Genomic DNA, 26,840 nt, shown 5'->3' with positions numbered 1-26,840 from the left:
CTTAAATCAATCATATATGCCGGAAACAAGTAATAACTATGTTTTTTGTGCCGATTATAGCGCTATGGCCTCTTGTCTTTCTGCCATATATGCAGAAAAAGCAGCGGGGCTTTATAACGGGGAACAGGATCTGCTGGATACGCTCAATACGTTTGAGCATGATCTGCTAAAAAAGTTATACAATAGGGTGATCCGTGTATTAACTACAATCGAAGGTGCCAATGATCCAGCCTTACTGGTTCCGGGGGATTTTGACGATCTCGATTTTTCAAAAATGGATTTCCTGACCGGCTATCTGGATGGTTCGGGTGATGGTTTCGGCTCGCAGTTTCAAACTATCCTCAATATATTCGATGTGTTCTGCAACAGGGAGGAAGAATTGCCGCAGGATGTTATCGATAGCCTGGCCGCCGCATTTGTTCCTGTGATGGATGCTTTCTACGCCCTGGAAGAATCCTTGGCCGCCGCCGGGTTCTATCCCTGCAATGATAAACCGCCGGCGTTTTTCAACAACGCTCCTGAGATTCGCCTGCAGGCAGCCGGCGCTGATGGGAGTAACGGCATAGGAGAAGGTATCCTGCTGCGCTGGTTGCTAAACGGGGAGCTGGGTGACAACCATTTGCCGCAAGGCAGCTATACCAACAATCAGAATACCGCGGCGGGTTTTAACCAGCCGGATGATTACGTGTATATTTCCAGAACACCTTACACAGCACCCATTGTCTTTTTTCTTGATTTCGGTAACTATAAACCAGCAATTAATGCATTAGCAGCAAAATGGACCTATATACTAAATATCGTACGTGACGATCGGAAGTATAGTAGTATCGTTAGTGTTTATTTTAAAAACCCAGTCGCTTACCTGCAACAACTTAAACTGATTGATCCAATGGTAAACCCACTGGATTTTATGAAAGGTTATACCGGCGAGCTGGAGATCCTGATCCAGGACAAAACAGCTTTCGGCTTCAGCTTTGCAGTTAAAAACAATACAAACGGCTCGGCAACGCTGAAGCTTGAGGCTTTGGCGAGACCGGATGATGAAACGACAGGGGAAATCCCTTGTCTTCGTGACGAGATAACTATCGCCGGAACCGACTCCGTGAAAAGCTATGTCAATGAAAATATTCGGCGTATAAGACTATTGATGGATGGTCATAGTTACCTTCAGTCTTTTAGTTTTGAAACTTATGACGACTTTTTAAAAAGCAGACCGGAACAGGCCTGGACCGATGTCGGGGGCGGTTTTGCGCTTTCACTTGATGATACAGTTGTCTTTCGCCAGTTGGAGGAACCGGGTCGGGTCGATATCGATCAGCGCTGGCCGCAATACCGTGATGGCACGACTTTAAAGGTTGCCAATTATCATGACAAATGGCTCAGCTCAACGGAAACAGAGCCCTCTGTAAAGAATACCGTACAAGCTTACCTAACCCAAAGCCAAGATGGGGAAGAAGCCACGGTGACAGTTAACCTATCTGGACGCGAGGATGATCCTGGTACTTCTTTTCGTTACCTCGACCTGCTTAATATACAAGCTACAGATTACCATTTTGCACGCATGCTCGGCCTCGGTTATATAGATACCCCGGATATGGCTGATCCGGAAATGAAGTTTGTTTACCGGATGACCTACCGCAACAGGTCTTCGGCCAGCTCGGCTGTCAGCCAACTGAATTACCTGGGCATACCAGTCGGTAAGGCTGACCTTCGCCGGCCGGCGAAACCGCTCATGCGTCCTGTAAGTTACCAGATAGCTGATACAACAAATGGAAGCCCAGGCCTGTTCGATGAACAGGGCTACAGCCTGCTAAACCACTTACGGCTGGTCAATATCGGAAGAGCTCCGTTGGAGGCGGAAATTACCGACAATGAGTTTTTCAATGGAAATGTAGGCAACGCGCTTTTTGATCACGGTTTACATACTACGCCTATACTTTTCGGCATCGAATACCGCAGCGCGACGCAAACAGATTACGTGCTGCCTTATATTACAGATAGTGAGCTGGCAGGTAAAATGTATTATGCCTACAACAGCGCGTATCAGGCGGCGCATGGTGCAGCTATTCCGGAAACTGTCCCCCTGATGGATAATGATGCCAGTTTGTTTATCCATTTGGAAAAAAATCCAGGCGTTCACTATTATGCTATTTATGGTATTGACCTTTTTGCCAGGGCTTCTGCTTTGAGTGATAGCGTTGCCACCGATGCAACCGTATTCCCACCAGACAACCAGCTCAAACCGCCGACTGATATTACTGTACAATATGTTCAGCAAGAAAGCACCCTTGTGTTTACGTCAGAACGGGAACAACAATGGTTAAGCGGGAGAATAGCCGCCTTTCCGGGGATGGATACAGCTTTCACTCGTGTTACGTTTAATTGGACAGATATTACAGATGTTACCGGTCTTGATGAAAGCAGCCCTGATTATCTGAATGCTGTGATAAAGGGCAACCAGGTTGGTGCGTTTTTCAAACCTGATGAGCCGTTGCAGGTATCAGGGATCATACGTGCTGTAATAGAAGTGGATGAGTCTACGGTTCGGTTGTTGGCCGGCGCTTATAGCCTCGTCAACGGAATTGTTCAGCAGCCGCTGATAGCGGACGAGGACCTGGCCAAGTTTTCTGGAAGCCTTTTGCTGACTGCTGACGGGCAATACACGGTTACCGGCGCGTTAAACATGCCCAGCGGACCGGGTAGCCCACCAGTGTTGGCGATAACAGTCGAAAAAACAAGGGTAACAGAACGAGTTGATGGTGACCCTGCAACCTCATCTAACATCAGCACCAGGTCTTATTATGTATCGCCATCAAAGGATAGCCGGTTTACTGTAATGGAAAACCTGGGCAATACAGATAACTGGTTACCTGTACAACGCAGGATCGGACTTATTGATCATAGTAACCCTGTTGCACCCGTTATCGAAACGGTTTATGATGAACAGGGCAACCCATCCAAATTTTGGGTAGGAGGGATACACGCACAGGCCACTGTAACCATTGCTAAAGACGCTAATAATGTTATCATGCCGGGATACTACCAGATACTTTGCGATCCTGGTACTATTTTACAGCCGCATCCCCAGCATGTACCGCCATATGATGCTGCAAATCCTTCGCTAAATTCACCGGCCGGATCGCATGAGGCTTATGTTGAATGGTATAACGGTAAAGTGTTCCTGCCACTGTTGACTGATCCTTCAGAAAAAAAATTAGTAAGTGTAGTTGCCATCAAGAGCAGTTCGCCGTTAATACTCTTCGCCTACGACCCTGGTTATCTTGACGTGGAAGGACAGGTTCTTTCAATGGAAACCTCCCAAAGGATCATGACGGTGAACTATCACCCGGGATACCGTGGGTATTTGCTGACGGAACCTTCACCTGGTTATCTTAATCGTAACAAACTGTTACCGGCGCCAGGCATAAATGATAAAAAATCGCTGCTGGCCCTGCAAATCCTTGCACAAGATGAGCAAGGAACATCGTACCAATCAGCAGTTTCGTTGCCGGCCATCTTGCTGGCGCTTAATATTTTCCAGCCCTTGCCCCCTGAATCGCCGGTGGCGGCGGGTTTAAAGGTAAGGCCGGATGCTACTGGTAAAGCTGCATTTACCTTTGATATCCCGGTACCTGCAGGGGTGGATCAGTTGAGACGCGAGCCTTTTGGCTGGAGCTTTTACCGGACCCATAATGAGTTAGTTTTACTCAGCCTTTATCTGCCAGCTACTGTAACAACTATCTTGGAGGCGTTGGCCGGGTTTAAAACAGATCCTTTTTTCGCCGATCGGTATCTTGGCCTTCTGAATTTACAATTCGATCCTCCCGGTTCCGGTAGTTTTAAACAATATCCGGTAACAAACAGTGATGACTCAGGAGGCCTGTATGGTTTTCCGGTTCCAGATATCCCTGAACTGAAAAAAGATAAAAACGGTATTGACCTTCCGCCCGGTTCTTCAGGATTGGTTGCCAACTATGAACAAGCCATCCATACAACGCTGCTCCCTTTAACCGAGCAGGTGCCAGTGCTGGCCTATATAAAAACGGGTAAACAAACAGCGAATAAGCTGCCGGTTATCCGTGACCTCAACGGGATTTTACTTGATCCGGGCGCTCCGGACTTTGATCCGTTTCCGATGATCAGGCAATATCCCGTAAATAAGCCCAGTAATTATTATATCAGGTTTACGGACTATAATCTGAGGGGCTCCGCGCGTTTTCTTTATTTCTATGCCGCTGCCGAAGTTACAAACCGGTTGGAGATCGGAGCGTTGAGTAATTTCGCAGGCCCGGTTACAGTATTAAATACTCTTCCGGGAGAAGCGCCCGTCATCCGTTCATTTGTAACCGGGTTAAATGAGGGAGCGAGTGATAGCAAGGTAACAGTCACTTTCAAACTTTCGCCGTTTCCCGCTTATGATACGATTACCGGTGTAAGGATATACCGAACGATAGATCCTGTTAAAACAGAACTGCTGAGCAACATGGATAATTTCCTGGATGTTTCCCTGCTGAGTGATCCGCTAACAGGCGGCTTAACCGTGACCGATGATTTTTCCGATTCGGCTGTGGTGCCACTTGGTGAAACCGTATATTACAGGCTGGTCTTTATCCGCCAGATCATCAACGAACTCGAACAGGAGGAGAATATCCTGTCCCAGGGATCGGAGGTCATTGCGGTAAACCTTATCGATATATTTAACCCAGACGCGCCTGACTTGAGTTACAATACAGCCTTGCACCAATTGCAATGGCAAGCAACGGCCAACAAGGGCAAATATTTTCTTTATCAGCAAAATAGCAAGGGGAACTGGCAGCTTGTCTACCAGCAGGAAAACCCGGATAATATCGTAATGAATTTCCCAATAGTGCTTCCTGGCCCTGATGAAGACGGAAACCCGGTCTATAGCCGTTTTAAAGTAAAAGCGCAAAATGCTTCCGGTCTGTTCAGTTTAAGCGATAAAGAATTCACGATTTAAGCTTTCACTGGGATAGTAAATAGTTAATAATCATAAACGATAACAATATGGCGATAATAGATGATTTCTACATTGATGATGTGATCAAGTCTACAGGGCCTTTTAACGCTGCTTTAAATAAGACTCAGGGCGTAAAGCTCCGTGAACTTGTAAAACTACTGCGCGATGGGCTTCAGCAGGAGATTGATGAACATGCAGGTGCAGTGGGGCCGACTGGGCCGCAGGGGCCAAAAGGCGATACTGGTCCGCAAGGCCCACCGGGGCCGGCGGGTTCAGGCGGCGGTGTGAGCGGCTTAAATCCTAAGCAGATAGCTTTCGGGCGATCAGACGGAACAATTGAACAAAATGACAGTTTACAATACGATGCGGCAACAAAAACTTTGACGAACGCGGCTCTACTTTCGGCTGAAAAGTCAATAGTAGGGATAGGTGACAGTATTACCCAACAATATGCCGCATCAAGTATAGATAAGTGTTTTTTTAGCTTATTAGCCGGCATGTTGGGCCTTAATCCTGTTAACCTGGGGGGAAGCGGTGGAACCGCAGGCGGTTTCGATCGCTCATTGATTCCAACTTACAATGCAGTAATACATCAATATATCACTATAGAGTTTGGCACAAATGACAGCGAGGGTACAGGACCTGGCGGTTACGACACTGTTGCAACTTTTACACCCGCCTATCAGCAATTAATAACAGATATACATGGCAAAGGGTGGCCCTATTCGGCAATGTATCTGTTAAGTATACCCGGCGTATATAATTCAGGTTTAGATTCCCCACCTTCTCCTTTGGCTATTCAGTTTAATACCGTAATGTCAAATACAGCCACTTCGGTTGGTGCAACTTATATTGATATATGGACACCGCTTAGGACGGCTTATTTCAAGCCGGTAGGGTCGTTTAACGCAGACTATCACCACCCCAATGATGCCGGGCACTACATGATTGCTAAAGCCATAGCCGCTGTAATAAACCCACTTTTTAAATCAGATGGGCAGGGTTTAATCATTGACAAACTGGCTGAGGTACAGTCCTTAAAGATAAGGCGTACAAATGTATCAGTGGATGACGGTAATAAATTACTGGTTGTTGATGCTGAAGGAAATGTTCTGGTTGCCACTATTCTGCAGGATATGCAGCGTACCAAACGATTATCAATGGATGGTGCTTTGGTACAGACAGGGGCACACAAGCCAGCAGGCGAAACAACCTATTCACCTGCTGTTTATGATCCGATTAAAGATGTTGTGCTTTATGCCGATTCCCGAATATTGTCTGCGCCGGATAGAAACAGCTGTAATTATATCAAGGTAAATGACATTGCGGATGGGAAAATGAAATTTATGATTGAAAACTCAGCCGGAGGGTGGAGCTTTATATCAAACCATTCGGACGGTACTAACAAGTATGAGCACTTTTTTGTTGAGATATCTACGGGTAAGGCTTATTTTAACGGTGAAAGGATAGTAATTGACACCGTAGCAAACACCATCCGAAGCAAAAGTCAGGATAATGCCAGTGACTTATCGCTTTCCTTAGGAACTTCTTATCTAGGTTCGTTTTGGATACAAATCAATAATGATGCTGGCGGTATCAAGGAACGTTTAGGCGGTATTTTAACGCAAATAATCTACAACAACGGCGATAGGGTATTTCAAAAGGATGGTCCATTCACGCATGAAACATCCTCAATGCACTCGGTAAACAGCATCACGCAGGGCTCTATTCCCTGGCCGCGTATGACAACAGCACAGCGTACGGCAATAACCTCACCAGTTGAAGCCCTATCAGTTTGGGATACCGATGTGCACAAATTGTTCTGTTATGATGGCACCACCTGGCAAGCCGCCTGGTAGATAAAGAAGGGTATTATTATTCCCAATCCTTCGTTAATTACCGGCCCCAGTGATATAAAAACTAAACGGTATAAATTCATAAAAATATGGCAATAATAGATGATTCCTATATTGATGATGTCATCAAATCGGCAGGACCTTTCAACTCTGCTTTAGATAAAACTCAGGGCGTAAAACTCAGGGAACTTGTAAAACTGCTGCGTGATGGCTTGCAGCAGGAAATTGTTGATCACGCAGGCACTGTAGGTCCTGCCGGGCCACAAGGACCAAAGGGAGATACAGGTCCGCAAGGCCCACCAGGTGCAAGCGGTTCGGGCTATATTTTGCCAGTTGCAACCCCGGCTATATTAGGTGGCGTTAAACAAGGAACCGGTTTAACTATTGCAATTGACGGTACCATAAGTGCTACAGGTAGCGGTACTGATCTGGGATGGTTTGACGTGAAACGGTACGGCGCCATCGGCGATGGATTAACAAACGATACAGCAGCAATACTTGCTGCTATAGCTGATATTCCAGCGGCTGGTGGTGTACTCTATTTTCCAATCGGACAATATTTGGTGTCTGGGAGTTTAACGATAGATAAACCAACTGTCATAATTGGCTGCGGCGGCCTTGGTGGTGGTGAGGTTGGCACAATAGTGACAAAACCATCCAGTTGTATCTTGATGACATCGGGTACATCAGATTTATTTGTTATTAACTCTAATCAGTGCCAAATAAAAAACATTGGGCTTTGGAACACAAGTGTAACTACGCCAACTGCAGGCCGTGGTCTTTTGCTAAACAAATCAGTAAGCTTCAGACAGCAGGACGTAACTATTTCTAATTTCTACATTAACCAGGAAATAGTAAACGGGTATCTATGGAATGTTGATGCCTGCGTGTTTAACGATGCTGTAGCGACGAACTTAATAATACGCGATGTTGCGTTGCCGGATGGTGGTGATGCAAATATCAGCAATTCATGGTTTTTTGCTGGTAAGTATGCAAATACTGACCATATACTATGGACTTCTGGCGGTGGGTTGAAAGTTAATAATATTAAATTTAACACTACAAACCTGGCCACAAACCCGCGACATTGTATCAGCGCCCTTCTTACTGATAACACGGTGGACTTTTTGTGCGTTAATTCATCATTTGAAAACTTTAACGGATATGGTATAGGTATTATTCCAAATACAGGGGTAAACTTTTCGGAGGTTATAATCAATGGTAATCAGTTTACACCCGGTGGGAATTGGACGGGATTGGGATTATGGAATATCATCCAAATGGGCGATAAAGTGACGTTTCCTACCAACGTAGTTATTGATAACAACGTATTTTATAATTTAATTATGGGTACGTTATTAGCAGGTGTTTATAGCGGTTATAATATGTTTATAGGCAGTGCTTATACCACTATCGGTTCTGGTAATCAATATAAAACGTATGGCCATGAAGCAAATGAGAACATTGCCATATTCAATACCGATCACTTAAATATAGATCGGCAAAAAACATTATATGTTAATCCCGCAGGCAACGGTATGACTTTTGATCCGGCGCAAGGCATCAATCAAGTTTTTAATGTTACTGTAGCTGCTACAATTGCTTTTGCTAAAGTATATCCATCTTCGTTTAGATTGTATTTAGTTCAGGACGCCACCGGAGGCCACACCATAGGTTGGGACAACTCTAACACACCAATTATCTTTACAGGTACACGGAGCGTTAATTTGCTGCCTAACGGGGTGACTGTTATTACAGGTTATTATGATGCTGTAATTAACAAGACAGTACTTACAATAGAAAATTCTATTCATTTAGGCACATTTTTAACGGCTGAGAGATTGGCTTTAACAGGTATAAACACTGGAAGTACCTGTTATGATAGGCAAGTAGGTGGATTTTTTTATTATAATGGAACGGTTTGGATAGGCTTTAGTACTAAGACCTTTACTACGGGTTTTACAGATGCTTCTGATGTTATAACCAATGATGCCTTAACTGGTAAGGCCGGAGGTCAGACTTTATTGGGCGATAAAAATTCAGGTGGCAATTTAACCTTAAGTTCTACTGCGAGTGGAGCAAAAGGTATGATAAATTTAGGCATATCAGCTGCATATGATGAAGCAAATGCACGTTTAGGTATAGGCACTGCAACACCAGCTTGTCGTTTAGATTTAGGAAGCGATTTCAGCGTAAGTAACTTTACATTTAGAAGCGGCAGTTTGTTATGTCAACCGTATAGCTTAAACAATGGGTTATTTACTCAAAATGCCTACTATAATAGTGGCTTTAGACGAATGGCAGATGGCTATGCCTCCGCTATTCAGTTCGTCAATGGGCAGGTTTTGATGTTTGGCATTGGCAGTGGTTCGGGCGCCTTCTCTCAAGCTATTTCATTTAAAAATGATTTTTCAAATGGAGGTTCTGTAGCATTGGGGGGTGACATTAGTGGAGCCACGGGCGACTATACGGGAGCTTCGTTAATTGCTACCGGTACCTATATTCAAGCACCTTTAATGGCCGCATCTAAGCCTTTGTTTACTGACGCAGCTAAGAAGTTAACTACCACCGGCCCCGGTAGTGCTGTACAGTCAATAATGGGTGACGGTAGTGTGGTTTCTACGTTTGCAATTAACGCCACAACAACGGCATTGAGTTCCGCGACATTAGAGAGTACTTATCCAACAGCAATTTTGGGTTTTAGAGTTATTTGCGGAGCTGTTACCGCAGGCGCTGTTATATATACAAAATATGCAGCCGGAGTATGGTTGGCCACGGCATCGCCCGTTCAGGCTTAGATTTAAAAAGTGTTTAAAGTGTCTTTAAAGCCTAATTGAGCTAACTGCTTAATTAGGCTTTTCAATTTATTGCTTTAGCATATTAAAATTATATTAGGTTTGTTTTATGCTTTTTAAAATCAGTAAAGTAAATCTAAGTCATGTACTAAAAAGAGAGAACAATAACTTTGATCTCATTAGGCTTATTTGTTCTTTGTCTGTAATTGTGTTTCACGCATATTATCTTTTCAAATCCGACCAAAGTGATACAGGCCCGCTTCAGCAATTCAGACAGGCTTCGGGTAGCTTAGCTGTATATATATTTTTCTATCTAAGTGGGGTTTTTATAACTGCCAGCTTTATAAATTCAAATGCGTTCAAGTTTATTGTAATGCGGCTTTTAAGGATTTGGCCCGCATTAATCGTTTGCCTGTTGTTTACTGTTTTCTTTGTTGGGCCTATCGTTTCCGGCTATACGCCACGACAGTACTTTTTGGAAAAATCTACATGGGATTATTTATTACATGGCGTATTGTTATACCACTTACGATTTGAATTGCCGGGCGTTTTTAAAGATAATTATTATCCATCCGCAGTAAATGGCTCTTTGTGGACACTGCCTATTGAAATGTTTTGCTATTTATCAATTTTGATTTTAGGGCTGTTGACGGCTTTAAAAAGGCCGATACTGATAACTGTAGCATACTTGACAATGTTGTTGCTGTATGGCTTTAATATCTTCCATGTGGCTGATTATATGCCCGCTCCCTTACCATTTTTTATAGTAGGCAGCTTAAGCTATTTTATTGGAAAATATCTTTTAATTGATGTTAAGCTGCTATTAGTGTTTATAGCCTTATGGGGTTGTTTCCATACCTCTTGGTTATTATACGCTGTAATAATGTATGGGGTCATTTATTTAGGTGCGACGAAGTGGTTTAGAAAGGTAAAGTTACCCGGTGATTATTCTTATGGAGTTTATATTTATGGTTTTTTAATTCAGCAGATTATAGCGTTTTACTTTCCGAATTTGCATCCGATTTATAGTATTTTTATAACGCTGCCTATCGTTTTGGCCATTAGCATTATATCGTGGCATTTAATTGAATTACCATCAATTAATTTGGGTAAGCGGTACTTCAAGAAGGCTGTTTAAGTGGGTCAAAAAGCCGAGGTGTTTAACTATGGCCAAAAAATAATAACGCCTTATTTGCGACCAAAATGGCATTAGATATCTAATTTTAAAAAGGCGATTGAAAAGGGATTTATTTAAAATTCAGCGTCTAAAAAAAAGTCAAAAAACCATACAAGTGGTTTTAATTTTCCATACTTGTGGATTTTTCGATTTTAGATAGAACTAAATATACAGCAAAAGAATGTTTGAGCTATATGCTCGATCTTGGGTATTCTGCATTCAATGTGAATGGGACGCCATATACTTATGGAGACCTACTCCCAGAGTCAAATTTGTGGTTAAAAAGAATGGTCTGATCGCTCGTTTTAACAGGTTTATCGATATTAATTTAAAAATAAATACAAATGGTTTTAATTTTCCCTACTTCTGGATTTTTTTGATTTTGCTATTTTACATTTGTTTGAGTCGTATAATATTTCTTTTTTAGTAGTAAAAATTTCAATTCAAGAAAATTATAAGAGCAGTAAGCCACAATGGCCAAAACTATTACGTTTATCAATTTGCTCCCACCCAAAGAAAAACTATGCTCCCACGGCTGATGCATTGTAAATAATTGCTGCCATATATAAATACTATAAGATAGAATGCCGACATAAGAAACAACTTTATTATTTAATGATAAAAAAATGAAATCTTTTGCGGGCATGATGTTACTCACAATTATATATGCGATAAGTATGGAGACGGACAAATTAACAAATACAGCGTTGATTGAGTAAAAGAAGTTAAATTGTAAGGCGAAAATCAATATGATGGCTAAACAGTTAAAAACTAACTTAAATGTTCTCGTTATATCAATAATGTTGTTATACCTGAAAATAGTAATTGAAAACAGGCATCCAACAGCTATCCCCTGAAATTTGATTAAAATGTGCGTAAAAGCATATAAAACACCTTTGTTAATTTGGCTAAATTGCTCCTGTAACAGACAAAGAATTGGCAGTAAAAAAACGATGAACAAAATAGCAATACAGAACCATTTAAGAGAAATCTTTAAAAGCGGCGGGAGTATCAAATAAAATTGTTCTTCAGTGGCCAACGACCAAAAATGGCCTATAGCAGGTTTTAAGTCATGGCTCCTAAAGTAGCTTAAGTTTAGTATGAAAAAAGCCGCCCCTAAAAATTGAAAAGCCGGTATCTGTAAATTAAAAATGAAATTTAAAAGGATAACAACTATTAAAAAGAAATATGCTAATGGTAATATTCTTAATATCCTCCTCATATAAAACTTTTTTAGCGACAAATCACCAGTCGCTATTTTCTCTTTAAGGCACAATGTTGTTATCAAGAAACCACTAAGTACAAAAAAAATATTAACCCCTAAATCGCCGCTGAATATTCGATAGTAAAAACCGTCCTCCGATAATCTAAGATGCGACATGACAACCATTATGATTGCTATAGCCCGTATGCCATTTAATGTTGGGATATATGATTGGAATATTGGTTTAGGGGTTGCTAATAAATGCACTTTCATTTATCAAATATATGAAAGTGGTGTTTTGAAAGACTATTGAAAACGTAATTATTTATTTTTTTTAGGCGTTTAGTACTTAAGTGGTAGTAAAATTTCGTATGATGTAAGTCGCCGAAATAAAACGATTACAAATTAGTTATGCGATATTTGAGAATACTAGCGGAAAACAACGGTGTTAAATATTTTGGCTAATAGCATACATCAAAAAATAAAAATGTGTGTTAGTGTGAGCATAATTTTTCAATTGAAGCATTAAACACATCCATAGCTTTATCCAGTTCTTGGTTCAAAATTTTGGCATAAACCTCCGTATGTGTTACGGAAGAATGTCCCATTAATTTTGAGACATATTCGATTCTCATCCCTTTTTGTAACGCCCGTACTGCCCAGCTATGTCTTGCTGTATGAAAAGATATATTCTTACAGATTTTCGCTTTTTTGGCTAAAAGTCTTAAGCTCTTATTGGTATATGCTGTTGCAGATGAAATCCCATTATGGATAGTAAGCCTATCGGTTTCATTAGGTGCGATTTTCAATAAAGGAAAGATAAAACTCTCAGGTTCAATAAATGCCTCGCAATTTTTTGATTCAGCTAAACATTTATAGTAATTTAAGATTTCTAATGACTTATTAGGAAGTTTGATGCTTATATCTTCCTGGTTTTTTCTTATATTAAAGAAAAGATGTTTGCCATCAAAATTTTTCCAACGCAGCGTCAGCAGATCCGAAATTCTGATACCAGCCGAGTAAGCACTAAATACATAAATATTTCGGTGGTGAAATATACTTGTGTCTTCTTCAAGTTTTAACTTTTCGAATCTTTCTAATTCATCGTCTAGTAAAAACTCGCGCGACGTTTTCTGGTATTTGATCTTTATCCTATTGAATGGATTTTTTTCAATGGGCATCAATTCCTCCGCGATAGCATCTGTAATTACAGCTCTGATAACTTTTAGGTTAGATTGAATGGTATTGATATGGTTATGCAAATCATCTGTCAGGTGATTTTGAAACCTTCGGATGAATAGTACATTGAGTTCGTCAAAATAAAGTTGCTCGTTACCACTGAAGTTCCTTAATTTTTTTAAAACGCTTTTGTAACGCCTTAGAGATCCTATCGAAAGTTCCTCGTCACGCTCCTGAATTCTTTTTTCGAAAAAAGCAAAAAAATCTACAGGCTTTACGCCTTTAATTTTTGTTTTGATATTATATAAGCTTACTAAGTTCGATTTAATTTCCATTTCCAGCGCTGTATTCTGCGCCTCGGCTTCTTTGATTTCCAGATAGCTATTGATCTGTTCTGCGTTGTTGGCGTCAGGATTTAATTTGCAAATTTCTTCATTCCAATCCTTGGGATCAATATGAATATCTAATGCCAGATATTTTATGCGGCGATTCTTTATTAAGCGCAAATAGATTGGCGCATGCCCATACTTATTGATCTTATTCATTTTGGGGAAAATTTTTATCGAAGTCATAACAGTTGAGTTAAGTGAATAAATGCAATGGTAATTTAAATAACGTTCAAAAGGGGTGGCATATTGACTAGCCTGAACAATATGATACAAATTGATATGATTTGAATGAATCAGAAATGACCAATATTAAGATTTTGGGAGGGGTAAATAGTTTGATATAACTTGATATGAATCGAGCTAACATCACAGAGTCCCCGGGGGATCGGAACCTTAGGCTAATTTTATAGCTAAAAAACTGGTAAAACAATGTTTTACCTATGTTTTACCAAGGCAAAAAAAAGCCCTGTAAGTGTTTGACCTACAGGGCGTTATGGTGATTTTCAGTGATCCCGCTGGGATTCGAACACCAGCAGACAACCTTTTAAATATCAATATGTTAAGAATATACTTAGGCAATAGGCGACCGAAAAAGCGACCTGTTTACTTTGTACTTACTTAAATTTGTTTAAAGAACTTATCTATACAAAGATAACAAATCCAGGACCAAATGAATGAATTATACCTGTTTTTTTAACAGAATATTAATGAGTGCGGTACGCGTCTTTGCACCGGTTTTGGAATAAATTCTCATCAGATGATTTCCAACAGTTTTTTCCGATCTGAATATCCGGTCTGCTATTTCTTTGTTGGTCAATCCTTCCTGTACCAGTCTTATTATTTCCACCTCCCTATCCGATATTTTAAACAGTCTGCAATTAAATAGGAAAAGCTCCTCAGTTTCCACGGTAAGGACATCAAACATTTCTGCATTTACTCTGAGTAGCCTTTCTCTGATTTTATCGCGTTTCACCGAATGCGAGATAAAAATGATCGTAATCAGTACAAAACCAAGATTAGTGCACAACACCTCGATCCATTGACAAACATGGAAATAAGCAAATAGAGTCATACATACCCAGGGAGCAACCGCACAGTACAAGGCAATAGCTTCTGTTTTGGTAACGGAATAACCATCTTCTTCCTGCTCATTAAAATTAGCCCGGATCGCATTTAAAATTGCGACCACAATCACCACCGAATAAATAAAAGGGATCACCATTCCCCAGTGTATGGCAAATTCCAGATCGCCGTTAATGGCATACACTAGTCCAAAAAAGAACAAATAAGGTAATATCAAAAATATCGGTACGCCAAAAAGCGCATGGAAACGGAGCTTTTCCAGACCCAAACCACGATAAAAGAAATAAGGAAAGTAAGATGCCATTAAAAAGCCCGAACCATAAGCGATAATGTTTTGCACAATGATCGGGATTGGAATTTCCGGATCAGGAAATAACCCGCCGGTCACATTATATAAGACCAGTAAAGCCAAAAGAATCAAATACCACAAGCGTGAAGTATCATCAGGTTTAGATAAATAATGCGGCAGCTGGTAAAAAAACAGCATACCCATTTCAAGCACTACAAACACAAAAGTCAGCAGATGCATTTCAGAATTAAACACTAACATAAGTAGATAGGGAGTAGATGATAGATAAGGTTAAGAATATCAGGAGCGAAAATCTAAGAACAAATCCCGCTTCATAAAAAACAGCCGGTAACCAAAATCCAGCTGGCCATAAACCCGAAACCCAAACTTCTCGTACCATGGAATATTCTTCAATGTCGAAGTTTCCAGGATTACCATCCTGTTTTGCTTTTCACAACAAGCGATTACTTCGTCCAATAAGCGGGAGCCAATGCCCTGATGCTGGGCACCCGGTTCCACACCAATAAACCATAAGTAAGCAACACGACCGGAAACCTGTAATTGGTGTATTCGCTTTTCACGCTTCATGACCGCTAGAGCTTTGGAAAATCCAATACAGTTCCAGACCAAACCCAAGTCAAGCAATAGCGATTTAAAAGTTGTTTTCTTACGCTTGGGATTAACCAGTAATGCGCAGGCCTGCGCATCTTCAGAAACTAGCACCTCCCCAAATAAAAAACACACCTCAAAGGCATAATTCATCAACGAACGAATGCGCTTCTGATTTGCCGAACCACCAGTAATATAATTCACACTCAAATTCTCTCTAAAGGACTTCACTAAAATCTCGCTGACGATAGGTTTATCAGCTGCAATTGCTTTTCTTAACATAGATGTATAATAGGTAAATGATTATTTGTAATTTTTTATCTCATAGGCACTTTACAAAAAAAACGCAGGCGCATATCCATGCGCACTGCGATTCTACTATTAACTAAATTGACCAAAATTTATTTGCATTAATTTCCCTTGTTAATTTGCTATTGATGATCATCGATTGCCTTTTGAAACATCGATTTTTCATTCTCATTTAAATTTGCACCGTACTTCTCCAGGTAGCTTTTAGCTACAGTTACATAGCCCTCCCAATTTTGCGTATTGTAGAAATCAATGGTTTTTGCACGAAGCAGCATTTCTTCACCGGGCGCACCGTAGGTTTTTACTATTGCACCAATCTCGTCCCAACTTTTCTTTTGCTGTATCATCGATTCCATATCACCTTTGTAGATCATATTCATCATAGCAACAGTGTATTTGCGATCGCCAAGCACTTTTTTAAACTGATCGGCTTGCTTCACCATCAAGGCAAAGCCAGCATCTTTAGAACTTTTGGTAAACTGTACTACAGAGTTCACATCATCATCACTAAGCGGTGTTTTCATGGTAGCGATGTATTCCCTGCCGATTCTTGCTTCCCCTGTTTTGTCGCCAGCCTGGGTGGCCATCATAGCCAGCTGCTTTAAAAATTGGGCATCTTTTTTACCAGCAATATATTGCTGGAACAGATTGCTGTACAGTTGTGCTGGCTCCGTTAAGTCCGCATCCATAGCGGTCACGTCTTTGACCATAGAAAGCCAGTTTGGAGAAGCTAAGTCAGGATTCAATGTGCTATGTATCTTTCTCAAGTCAGCAAATGGTACTTTAATTACTTCCCTGTCGTAAGTCATCAACCCATTTTGCTCCCCTTCCACGTCAAACGGCTGGGTATAAATTGACCCAGACAAACCCTCTTTCTTAAAAAGTTGCAGGTGTTGGTTCATAATGCTGTATTTTGCTATTAACGCCGCGGGCTTCTCCTGAATATAACCCCATGCAGAGCCAGTGAGCCATTGGTGATTCGGAATAAACACCCCGATACCACCAAACTCTCCACAAATTCGAGCTTTACCATCCATTCTTATAGAATTCATTGGATCAGGATATGAATGTACATCCGTTATATCTGCATTGATATATGCATCAGGTGAAGGTGAGCGAAGTTGCTCGTTCACATATAAATATTCACCGGAGTGCCCGTTGACAATTCTTGAAGTGTCAGTGGTCTTGATCCATTTGGTTAAACGTTCCTGATCGTACTGTCCCCATTTTTCATTGAATAATACCCAGGTGGTGATCGATGGGTAGTTGTGCAGTTGCTTCAATATTTCTGCACTTCCTTTCTCAAAAGCAGCTTTACTGCCTTCAGGCAAACCCTGGTTAGGATTCACCATATCCTGCCAAACCAGCATACCCAGTCTGTCTGCATGATAATACCAGCGTGCGGGCTCTACTTTGATGTGTTTTCTGATGGTGTTGAAACCCATCGCTTTGATCGCCTTGATATCAAAAGCCAAAGCCTCATCAGTTGGCGCAGTATACAAACCATCCGGCCAGAATCCCTGGTCGAGTGTACCCAGATTGTAATAGGGCTTGTTATTTAGCATGATCCTGTCTACTCCGGCAGCATCTTTAGCGACAGAGATCTTACGCATCCCGAAATATGAAGATACCTTATCTGATCCGAGTGTCGCAGTGAATTGATACAAGTAAGGATTTCCAGGGCTCCACAACTTGGCATCAGCAAGAGGCACTGCAATGGGCGAGTTAGACTTGCCGGTAATGGTTTTACCCTCCACGAAAAGGGAAACCGGAGATGAGGCTGCCGAATTCACAGTCACGTTTACTACACCCTTATCAATATCAGGAGTAATCGTCAATGATGAAATAGCATCGCCAGGAACGACCTCCATCCATATCGTCTGCCAGATGCCTGAACTTGGTGTATAATAAATATTAGCGGGGTTTAGCACTTGCTTACCATGCGGACCAACGCCCTGATCCGATGGGTCCAATACTTTAACCACGATTTCATTTTCTCCATCTCTAAGCGCTGAGGTAATGTCAAAAGAAAACTCGGTGTAACCGCCTTCATGACTGCCGACTTCCTTGCCATTAACATACACGGTTGCTAGGTAATCTACCGCTCCAAAATTCACGACCACCTTTTCACCAGTGGTGGCAACCGGTTTAACGAACGTCCTTTTATACCACAAATTTTGTGTTGGCAGCAATACTTTCTTCACGCCACTCAAAGCGGATTCCAAAGGATACGGCACCAAAATTTGTCCTTTAAAAGATGCAGGTTTACCAGCATCTTTTGAAGTGATCGCGTAATTCCATAGACCATTCAGGTTAGTCCAATTAGACCTTACCAATTGTGGTCGAGGATATTCCTTCAATGCATTTGCAGGTGAAACCTCCTTCGCCCAACGTGTTTGAATCGCGACAGATTGGATCTTGTAAGTGGGCTGCTGGGCCAAGCTATGGATTGAAAATACCAAAGCAGTGGCTATAAGTAGGGAATTTTTTGCTTTCATTTGTAATGTGTGTTATTTAATTTTATGGAGTGGGTTTAAGTTTACTTTCTCCGGCCGTCATCCAACCCGGGGCAGGCTTGTCTTTGAGGTAATGGTCAAAAAATTGCGTAAGCTTCCCGGTAAAGTCTAACTGGTTCTGGTAGCGGTCAATGGTATGCCCCTCATCCTTATAATCCAGCAGCCAGGCTTTCTTTTGTAACCTCCGGAGGCCTACAAAAAACTCCAGCGACTGGGCATGCGGAACACGGGAATCGCCTTTGTTGTGCATCAGCAGGATCGGGGTGCTGACCTCTCCGATATGGAAAATCGGGGAGTTTTCAATATAAGCGGAGCGGTTGGCCCAGGGATTTGTTCCTAGGTTAACCTGTGCTAACTCATCACTCTGACCTCGGGGTATCCCATCTTCAACTGTCCCGTAATGACTGATCAGGTTATCCAGCCCGGCTCCGGAGTAAGCTGCGGCAAATACCCCGGTATGTGTTACGATGAAGTTGGTCTCAAATCCGCCGAAGGAATGGCCGCTGATAGCGATCCTGCTGCTATCAATTCCGGGCATCCTCTTCAATCGGTGGTAAGCAGCCATGACACTGTTAAGGGCAGTTTGTCCTGGTGTGTGCCTGGTATTCAGGATATCCGGTGTACACACCACATACCCCCGGCTGACAAACCAGGGAATATCGATGGCCCCGTTACAAAGCTCAGGCCGGTGAAAATTATTCAGGTCCTGGGTCATCTGTTCATAATAATAGATAATCACAGGATATATTTTTGTGCTGTCAAAATCTTCCGGTTTATACAAGACCGCGCTGATATCACCTTCTTTTTCAGACCTGCAATGTATTAATTCGCTGCTCATCCAGTTGTAGTTTTTATGGGGGGCGATATCGCTTACAGCCTCAAAGGTTTTAAAGTCCCGGGTCAGGAACATATTGGGGGCATCTGCTGCAGATTCACGGACAATAGGATATAAACTTTGTTTTTTTCCTGCCTTCCAATTCTGGATGCGTCGGGATAATATCATGCTGAGATCAGCGAAATGGTACCTTCCGCTGAAGAGCTTTTCAGGAACCGAGCCGGAACTGAAATCAATCGCATAGAATCCTTCGTCCCCGGTTAAATTGTTTTTACTTTTCAGTAAGAGCCGGTTTGCCTCGCAATGGAGAATCCCGTCCCAAATCTGGGATTCCAGCACAGTGAATTCCGTGTTCTTCTTTTTTCCGAAGCCCCTGGTCAGGTTAGTCGCCTTGTTTTTTTCCAGGTTTATCTTCCAAAGGTCATGCTGATCACCGACCAGGACCCCTTCGTCACCAGGCATCCAGGCCAGAAACCTTAGTACACTTCCACTAACAGGAACCGTTCCAGATCTGCCGTTTATCATACTGTCCAGGTCAATTTTTTTACCATTGAAAAGATGATACAAAACCAAGTGCCAGTCGTCTCGATAACCTTTCAGGTATCGGCCCCCGGGGGACGTAGCGGGCCAAATGTCACCGGAAAAACTGAGTTCTTTCTGCATCCCTGTAGCCGTGGAGACCTGGTAATACCTGGAATCCCTTTTCCTATAAGTAACACGCTCTGCCATAGATTGCGGAAGGTCCCGCTTGATCAGTATAAAAGGGCCAAATTCGTAACTGATGATCTCCTCCCGGCCACGCTGTACTAGCACCGTTTTTTTTTGATGCAGATGAAAACTGTAAGTCTCGTTACGAACACTAGGGTCAGGCTGCTTCCCAGTCAGATCCCAATCCCCAGTACTGAATATTTGTGGATGATCCGTGTTTTCCTCCTCAACCTGAGTCGGCTTTTGTTCGTACTTCAGCAGTACTAGGTCACCTTCTTCACTGAGTCCGCGTACGCCTTCAAATGGAATGGCGGATAGCTTGCTCAAATCTGGAATGAGTACAGATGTGCGGGAATTTTGGCAGTCAAATTGCATCAGCCGCGTTAAAGACTTGCAGTTGCGCTCTGTATTTTCCGTAAAAATAACCGCATTTCCAGACTTTTGCCAAGTGTAATTTCCGGCATTTCTTCCCGGAGAGATCATCCGCGAGCTTTCCGTACTCATCTGGTAGCAGACTGTTTTCTCTGCTTTACCGACATGGGCAATTAAATGATCGGAATAAGGACTAAGCTCAAAATCTTTAACCTCATCCAGTTGTACGGACTGCTGTGTGTTCAGATTTCTGCAGATTAAGCGTTCCCGATTAGCTTTTGTCGTGTAAACCAGCCACTGCACTCCCTTATGAAATGTCAGTCTGAAACTGGAAATTCCCTTAATTTGCTGGTTAGAACCGCCTCCTGTCTTCAGTAGTGTAAGAGTATCCGCATTCTGGATCAGTAAAAAACGGCTGTTCCTGCTAAAGCTGACCTGCGGCGGCTCTGGAAAGACAAGCGTTTTTTTCCAGCGCTGGTCGGTGGAGGATATGATTAAACTCGTCTTGCCTGCCGGCTGATTAGATACTATGTAGGCAAAAAACCGTCCATTTTCAGTCATGTCATTCCACTCCAGGGCAGAATAATGTTTGATTATACTGGTATCGATGACCGGTTTTTGAGCATTTGCCGTTGTTATCAGGGTCAGCAAACCAATAAGCAGCAAACCGATACCAAAACTTCTTGTCACCATGTCCGAATTCCTTTAGCCATTTTTTCGTACGTTTCCCTAAACGCCGCAACATCCGGAGCCAGGTCCATCGCCTTTTTTTCCCAGATCATCGCATCCTTAACATGTTTCGCCTTATAAAGCAGGTTTGCATAAGTGTCAATCTGGTCAGGGGACATCACAGGGTTGCTGTCGATGACCAAACGCATCCAGTTTGCGCATTTAAGCAACAGTGCAGGACTCTCCAGGTTCGGCAGCATCACCTGGAACATCAGATTGTTGAAAAACACCTTGTTTAATCCGGAAGTATCCAGACCGTTCCTGTCAATGTTTTCCATAAACGCAAGCGCGAGGTTTTTACTGTCCTTCTGTTTATCAAAAAATTCAAATTTCGCAGAAAGGACAGCCATGTCAGCGTTTGACCGGCCATATTTCTTTTGAAGCTGTTTACGCATCGTTTCCCAGGCCGGAACTGCGTTGACAGGAATTTTGCGGGCGGTATCTTTCCAGATCTGAGGCTGGATCTTTTCTTTCAGAATCAAACCCGAGATCTTGTTTTTAACTGTGTTTTTGCCAAGAACTTGCTCAATTTCCGCCTGGTTTTCCAATACAAATTGAAAAGCCGGGCCTTCCAGCGAAGCGAGCCGCATTGAAATTTCCTTTAGATTCTCCTTTTTGAATCTTTCTGTCTCACTGAGTTTTAAGAAATACCTGTCCAGGGAATCTGCAGCAGATACGGATTGCTGTGCAAATGACCGCTGCGTCAGCAGCAGGCAAAACAATCCCATCAATATTTTAATTGCTTTTAACGTTTTCATGATTTTTATTTAATAGGTACGGCCCGGCAAGCAGGCTGCATCTGGATTTATATAGCTAGTTAATACCCCGGGGTTTGTTTAACATTCGGGGAAAGGTTGAGCTCCGAGTTTATTAAAGGATAATATTGCGCAGTTGATTTCCAGACACCGCCTTTTTTCGGTGTTTCGATACCCATTACCTGGTCAACTTTGCCCGTCCGTTTCAAGTCCAGCCAGCGGTGTCCCCATTCTGTAAACAGTTCCACCCTCCGCTCGTGCATGCAGGCGGCCAGGGCAGCATCTTTCGAGAGATCTGCGGATAAAGCTGGCAAAGGGTCTAAAACCTGCGCGGTTTGCGGCCCGCGCGCGCGCTGGCGGATTAGATTCAGGTCTGCGATACCCTCACCGATCCTGCCCAGCTGGATCCTTGCCTCAGCGCGGATCAGATACATCTCCGGTAAGCGGATCAAAGTTGTGTACTCCGTCAGCTCCGGTGAATAGCCCTGGTAAACCTTATACTTAAATGAATAAAAAGATTTAACACTTCCCAGCGTGATCGAGTCGATCCAGCTAGTACGCCTGAGGTCTCCGGGTTCAAACTCTTTGATCAGGCCTTCGTTTAGACTCGTGCCGAGGGTAAAGGGTTGAACATCTCCGCCCGGAGGGATGACCAGCCATTGTGCGTCTTTGGTGTTCTGCCCGAAGCCAACAGGCTGCAATTGGAGAATGGCTTCGGAATTGTTTTTCAAAAACGCATCAGCCATACCAGCGAAACTATAAAGCCCAGTACGTTCAATCACTTTTCCCGCTTCAACTTCAGCTTCAGCATAGTTCGCACGGTACAAATATACCCTGGAGAGCAGCGCCGCAGCCGCCCATTTGACCGGGCGTGTCCGCTCATTTGACGGCTGTTTGAGGGTTCCATCCATGTAGGCTTCGCCCAGGCCGGCCTCAGCTTCATTTAGGTCTGATATGATGAGCTGGTAAACGGATTCCCGGGGAGTCCTGGTCATCAGGCGATTTTTCTCGTAATCCGTTTCTGTGATCAGCGGCACATCGCCGTACAGGTTCACCAGGTAGAAATAAGCAAAAGCCCTTGTAAATTTGGCTTCGGCGAGGAATCTTTTCCTGATCTCCGGGCTCAGTGTTATTGATTTACCAAGCCCGCTGATCGCTGTGTTACAGGAGTAGATTACCTGATAAAAAGGGGCCCAGAAATCGATCCCAACCGTTTCACTATTCAGCCCATTCAAGTTGTTTCTATAAAGGTTAATGGTGGCGACCCCTGGAGTTTTAAATGGCATCAGCTCATCAGCGGATAGTCCGGCAGCGATTGATACCGCAAAAGCCGAACTGTTACTCAGATCCGAATAGATTCCGGCCATGACAGCTGCCGCTTTGGAATCAGTCTCGAAGGATTTTTCCGTCGTGCTCGCAAAACTTGGCACATTCACTTCCAACTGCTTTTTGCAGGCCACCTGCGTATTGATCAGGGCAAGGGCAATTAGGTTCAGTATAATATTTTTACTAGTCATAACTTTAAATTTTAGTCAATTAGCAATTAAAAAGCAGCATTAATTCCGGCGGTTAGCATCCTAAGTGGCGGCAGGCTTAGCTGGTTCGCGGTTTCAGGGTCAAGCCCGGAATAACCCGTAATCGTCAGCAGGTTCTGGCCCTGTACAAATATTTTCAGGTTAGCCAGGCGTAAGGTATTCAGCCAGGTCTGCGGGGCCGTCCAAGTTAAGGAGGCGTTTTTTAACCGGGCATACGAACCGTCAGAAAAACCTTTATCGCTATTAGGTGCCAGGAAATTGCCTGTAGCATAGCTGAAATCAGCGTTATATCTTTGGATGTCAGCAACATCTCCTGCCTGTTTCCAGCGGTTCAGGACCGCCAGCGGTTGATTTCCGCTTCCCGGCGGAAAAGCACCCGGATAGGAACCGAAATTGAAATTTCTGGAAGTCTGCTTTACAAATTGGAAAAAGATATCTAGTGACCAAGATTTATAACTGAATGTGTTTCCGAATCCACCGTAAATCTTGGGATCGCTGCGGATAAGTTCAGTCCGGTCTGTCCGCTCATTCGGACTTGAAGTCAGCTGCCCATCTGCCCCCCGGAACTGGTAGGCACCGGTAGCCGGATCAACCCCTTCATATTTGTAGGCTTTAAAGACATTCAGGGGCTCACCGATGACCAGGAACTGGGCGTAGGAAGAAGTTTCAATATCAGGAAACTTCACCAGCCTGTTTTTTGGAACCGTGAGGTTCAGGTTTGTGGTCCAAGTGAATGAATTATTTTTAAAGTTCGTACTGGTCAAGGAAAGCTCGATGTTGCGATTTCTCACCGTCGCGGGAAAATTGGAGGAAACCGAACCAAAGCCGGTAATGACAGGAAGGTTGTAGTTCAGTAATTGATTGGATGATTTGTTAATACTATAATTAAGGGCCAGCAGCACCCGGTCTGCTAGAAAACCTAAATCCATGCCAAAGCGAAGTTTCTTGGTTTCTTCCCATTGCAAAGCCGGGTTGTACAGCCTTGTACTGTGCACACCGGCGATCCCGTTATAGGGATTTCTATAGGTAGGGGAAAACAGGTCCAGGTACAAATACCCCGGGATCTGGTCGCTGCCCGTAGTCCCGTAACTCATGCTTAATTTTCCGAAACTTAAAAACGGCAAAGACTCTTTGATGAAATCCCGGCTGGAGAATAACCAGGCACCCGCGATACTTCCAAAGGTATGATACAGGTTGGATGGGCCAAACCTTGAACTGCCGTCCCGTCTTGCATTCAGGTTTAATATCAGTTCATCATTATAGTTTAGGTTCAAGCGCGAGAAAATGGCATTGTAACGGTATTCAGCCTTATCGGAAAAGAAAAAGTTAATGGTCGCAGCAGAACTCAGATCATCCAAGTTGCTGTCGCTGGTATACCCGCTTCCCCCGATACTGAGCGAACTTGTATTTTGTTCCTGGACTGTTGAACCCAGCAGCAGGTCAACTTTAAGCGGCCCAAAATTTCTCCGGTAGGTCAGCTGCGGCTCTATGATCAGGTAATCGCTCTTATTGGTGCCCAGCGTATTCCCGCCTCTGCCATCCTGCTGCTCGCTGTAAAGTAGCCCGGAAATCGGATAGAGCTGAACTTCATCACTCTGTAATTTATTGTAGCCTAAGCTCGCTTTCACGTCCAGACCCTCCAACAGGTTATAACTTAAGACCATATTGGTGATTAGGTTACTGGTCGTATTGGTGTACCTGTTTTCAAGGTTCCTAAGAGGGTTACCGAGATAACCCCAGGTCGTACCTCCGCCCGCATCCAGGGCCCAATTCAATGATCCGTCCGGATTACGCAAGGCAGGCGCATTGGGACTCATCAAAGTATACTGCGACAGATCAATGCTGGGCAGCTGATTCTTTCCGGCAACATAATTACCGGTCATAGACATCTTGAACTTATTGTTCAGGGAGTTTGCCGTCACATTGAAATGTACGGCGCCGGTCTGATTCGCAAATTCAACCGGAAGGACCGAAGTCTCCCGGCGGTAGGTGCCGCCAAATAAGTACTGCACCGTACTGCTGCCGCCGCTTATCGTAGTCTGAAAATTATTGTATTTGGCTGTATTCCCTATAAGTTCTTCCTGCCAATCCGTGTTACGTGACGTACTCCAGCCATATTTATCGAACAAATCATAATCCCTGGTCGTATCCGGCTCAAGCCCGTCGTTTTTTAAAGCCTCCCGCCGCATTTCAGTGTATTGCTGGGTGTTCAGCAGGGTGTTTTTCCTAGCTACTTCCCCCAGTCCGCTTTCCAAACTGAAATTTAGAGAAAGCTTGCCCGCTTTTCCTTTCTTAGTGGTAATTAGAATTGCTCCATTTGCTGCTCTTGAACCGTAGATGGCTGTAGCGTCTGCATCTTTCAGGACATCGATCGATTCAATATCATTCGGATTAATATAATTCATCGGGTTGCCGTTCAGCGGCCGGAAATTCTGGTCATTGCCCTGGCCTGAATTTCCGACAACATTATTCATGGTCGTCAGCAATTGTGAACTGAAAGGCACCCCGTCGATCACGTACAGTGGATCGTTGCCGTTACCAATACTATTTTGTCCCTGGATACGGACAGTAACTCCTGAGCCGGCATAACCCGTCGCCTGGGTGATGAACAAACCGGATACTCGCCCCTGAAGGGCCAGCAAAGGATTGCCAACCGGTTGTTTTTCAATATCTTCGGCTTTTATCGTGGTCGTATTTCCGGTACTTAACCTTTTTGACGTGGTCCCGTATGCAATCACCTGCACTTCATCTAATTTTGAATTGCTCACCTCCAAAGGAATGCCACTTAAATCAGCATTTGCATTAACCTCTTTTGTTAAATAACCGATAAAAGAAATTACTAATATAGCTTTTTCATCTACTTTTGTTAAAACAAAACCTCCATCTTTGTCCGTCGTGGTTCCCTTACCACCCTTTATCGAAACAGAAGCGCCGACAAGAGGTTGTCCCTTTTCGTCAACTACTTTTCCCCGAACATTAATCGCCTGAAATCGGGCTATGATATTATCCATAAAAGTTGGTTCTTCTTTCGTTTTTATAGTAATGATCTTGCCTTTTATTGTGTACTCGAGTTGTAATCCGGTAAAGGCGATGTTGAGCGCATCTTCCAGTTCTGCATTAGTTACGTTGATGCTGACTTCCTGTTTTTTTGAAATGTTCTTACCATTGTAAAAAAAGTCATAACCACTTTGTTTCCTGATTTCTTTAAGAACGGATTCCAAGGGAACGTTTCTTTGGCTTATAGTAATGCGCTGGCCGAACGTTGCTGCGCTTACCTGTAGAAGTGATGCTATAAGTATTACGGTGGTTAGGCGCATAATCAGCAGTATTTTATGGCATAGCCTGTCGGGTATACCGAATTTCTTTGTATAATTTCTGTACATTAGTTTCTTGGTTTGGTTAAGCAGTCTGCCCATACTTTCCACGGTTCGGCATACTGCGGTAAACAGTTGATTTTTTGATTAATTGAGTTCCAAACGACAACCAGGGGTGTTGATAGCACTTCTGGTTTGTTTTTTATCA

The 26,840-nt window shown here is 43.1% G+C and carries 13 protein-coding genes; 4 read left to right on the top strand and 9 right to left on the bottom strand.

Translation table 11 applies throughout. The features are described 5' to 3' along the window. Positions 1-16 precede the first annotated feature (16 nt). The 4 genes from BLS59_RS17700 to BLS59_RS17685 all read left to right on the top strand — a co-directional run bounded on the left by BLS59_RS17700 (position 17) and on the right by BLS59_RS17685 (position 10,767). On the top strand, positions 17-4,978 hold the full coding sequence (locus tag BLS59_RS17700; protein ID WP_091151060.1) for a hypothetical protein: 4,962 nt from the start codon (positions 17-19) through the stop codon (positions 4,976-4,978). A gap of 47 nt (positions 4,979-5,025) precedes the next feature. Continuing rightward, positions 5,026-6,837: an SGNH/GDSL hydrolase family protein gene (locus tag BLS59_RS17695; RefSeq protein WP_091151058.1), complete on the top strand. Its 1,812-nt coding sequence runs from the start codon at positions 5,026-5,028 to the stop codon at positions 6,835-6,837. Positions 6,838-6,923: 86 nt separating this feature from the next. After that, positions 6,924-9,632 carry a glycosyl hydrolase family 28-related protein gene (locus tag BLS59_RS17690; RefSeq protein WP_091151056.1) on the top strand — a complete coding sequence of 903 codons (2,709 nt, stop codon included), beginning with the start codon at positions 6,924-6,926 and terminating at the stop codon, positions 9,630-9,632. A 106-nt stretch (positions 9,633-9,738) separates the two neighbouring features. Beyond that, on the top strand, positions 9,739-10,767 hold the full coding sequence (locus tag BLS59_RS17685; RefSeq protein ID WP_091151054.1) for an acyltransferase family protein: 1,029 nt from the start codon (positions 9,739-9,741) through the stop codon (positions 10,765-10,767). Positions 10,768-11,191: 424 nt separating this feature from the next. Here the strand turns inward: BLS59_RS17685 and BLS59_RS17680 are convergent, their stop codons facing one another. The 9 genes from BLS59_RS17680 to BLS59_RS17640 form a co-directional block, all read right to left on the bottom strand. Then, positions 11,192-12,283, bottom strand: coding sequence for an acyltransferase family protein (locus tag BLS59_RS17680; RefSeq protein ID WP_091151052.1), 1,092 nt, complete (start codon positions 12,281-12,283; stop codon positions 11,192-11,194). A 221-nt stretch (positions 12,284-12,504) separates the two neighbouring features. Further along, positions 12,505-13,734, bottom strand: a complete 1,230-nt coding sequence (locus tag BLS59_RS17675) for a site-specific integrase (RefSeq protein ID WP_162842677.1) — start codon at positions 13,732-13,734, stop codon at positions 12,505-12,507. 523 nt (positions 13,735-14,257) lie between these two features. Further along, complete coding sequence (locus BLS59_RS17670) at positions 14,258-15,211, bottom strand: helix-turn-helix transcriptional regulator (protein WP_091151048.1); 954 nt, start codon at positions 15,209-15,211, stop codon at positions 14,258-14,260. Between the two features lie 39 nt (positions 15,212-15,250). Beyond that, the gene (locus BLS59_RS17665) at positions 15,251-15,841 is read right to left on the bottom strand and encodes a GNAT family N-acetyltransferase (protein WP_091151046.1); all 591 of its coding nucleotides are present in this window, start codon (positions 15,839-15,841) and stop codon (positions 15,251-15,253) included. A 149-nt stretch (positions 15,842-15,990) separates the two neighbouring features. Further along, positions 15,991-18,366, bottom strand: coding sequence for a glycoside hydrolase family 2 protein (locus BLS59_RS17660; protein WP_091151043.1), 2,376 nt, complete (start codon positions 18,364-18,366; stop codon positions 15,991-15,993). A gap of 22 nt (positions 18,367-18,388) precedes the next feature. Next, complete coding sequence (locus tag BLS59_RS17655; protein WP_091151041.1) at positions 18,389-20,992, bottom strand: alpha/beta hydrolase family protein; 2,604 nt, start codon at positions 20,990-20,992, stop codon at positions 18,389-18,391. After that, a complete protein-coding gene (locus BLS59_RS17650) occupies positions 20,986-21,786 on the bottom strand; it encodes a hypothetical protein (protein ID WP_091151039.1) in 801 nt (266 codons plus the stop codon). The genes BLS59_RS17655 and BLS59_RS17650 overlap by 7 nt, the downstream gene beginning before the upstream one ends. Before the next feature lie 59 nt (positions 21,787-21,845). Continuing rightward, on the bottom strand, positions 21,846-23,300 hold the full coding sequence (locus tag BLS59_RS17645; RefSeq protein ID WP_091151037.1) for a RagB/SusD family nutrient uptake outer membrane protein: 1,455 nt from the start codon (positions 23,298-23,300) through the stop codon (positions 21,846-21,848). Between the two features lie 26 nt (positions 23,301-23,326). Then, positions 23,327-26,734 carry a SusC/RagA family TonB-linked outer membrane protein gene (locus BLS59_RS17640; RefSeq protein WP_091151035.1) on the bottom strand — a complete coding sequence of 1,136 codons (3,408 nt, stop codon included), beginning with the start codon at positions 26,732-26,734 and terminating at the stop codon, positions 23,327-23,329. Positions 26,735-26,840: the final 106 nt, after the last annotated feature.

The sequence above is a fragment of the Mucilaginibacter pineti genome (assembly GCF_900101875.1).
GTDB classification, from domain to species: domain Bacteria; phylum Bacteroidota; class Bacteroidia; order Sphingobacteriales; family Sphingobacteriaceae; genus Mucilaginibacter; species Mucilaginibacter pineti.
The sequence above is the reverse complement of the archived record's forward strand: the minus strand, read 5'-3'. Positions and strand labels throughout refer to the sequence as shown.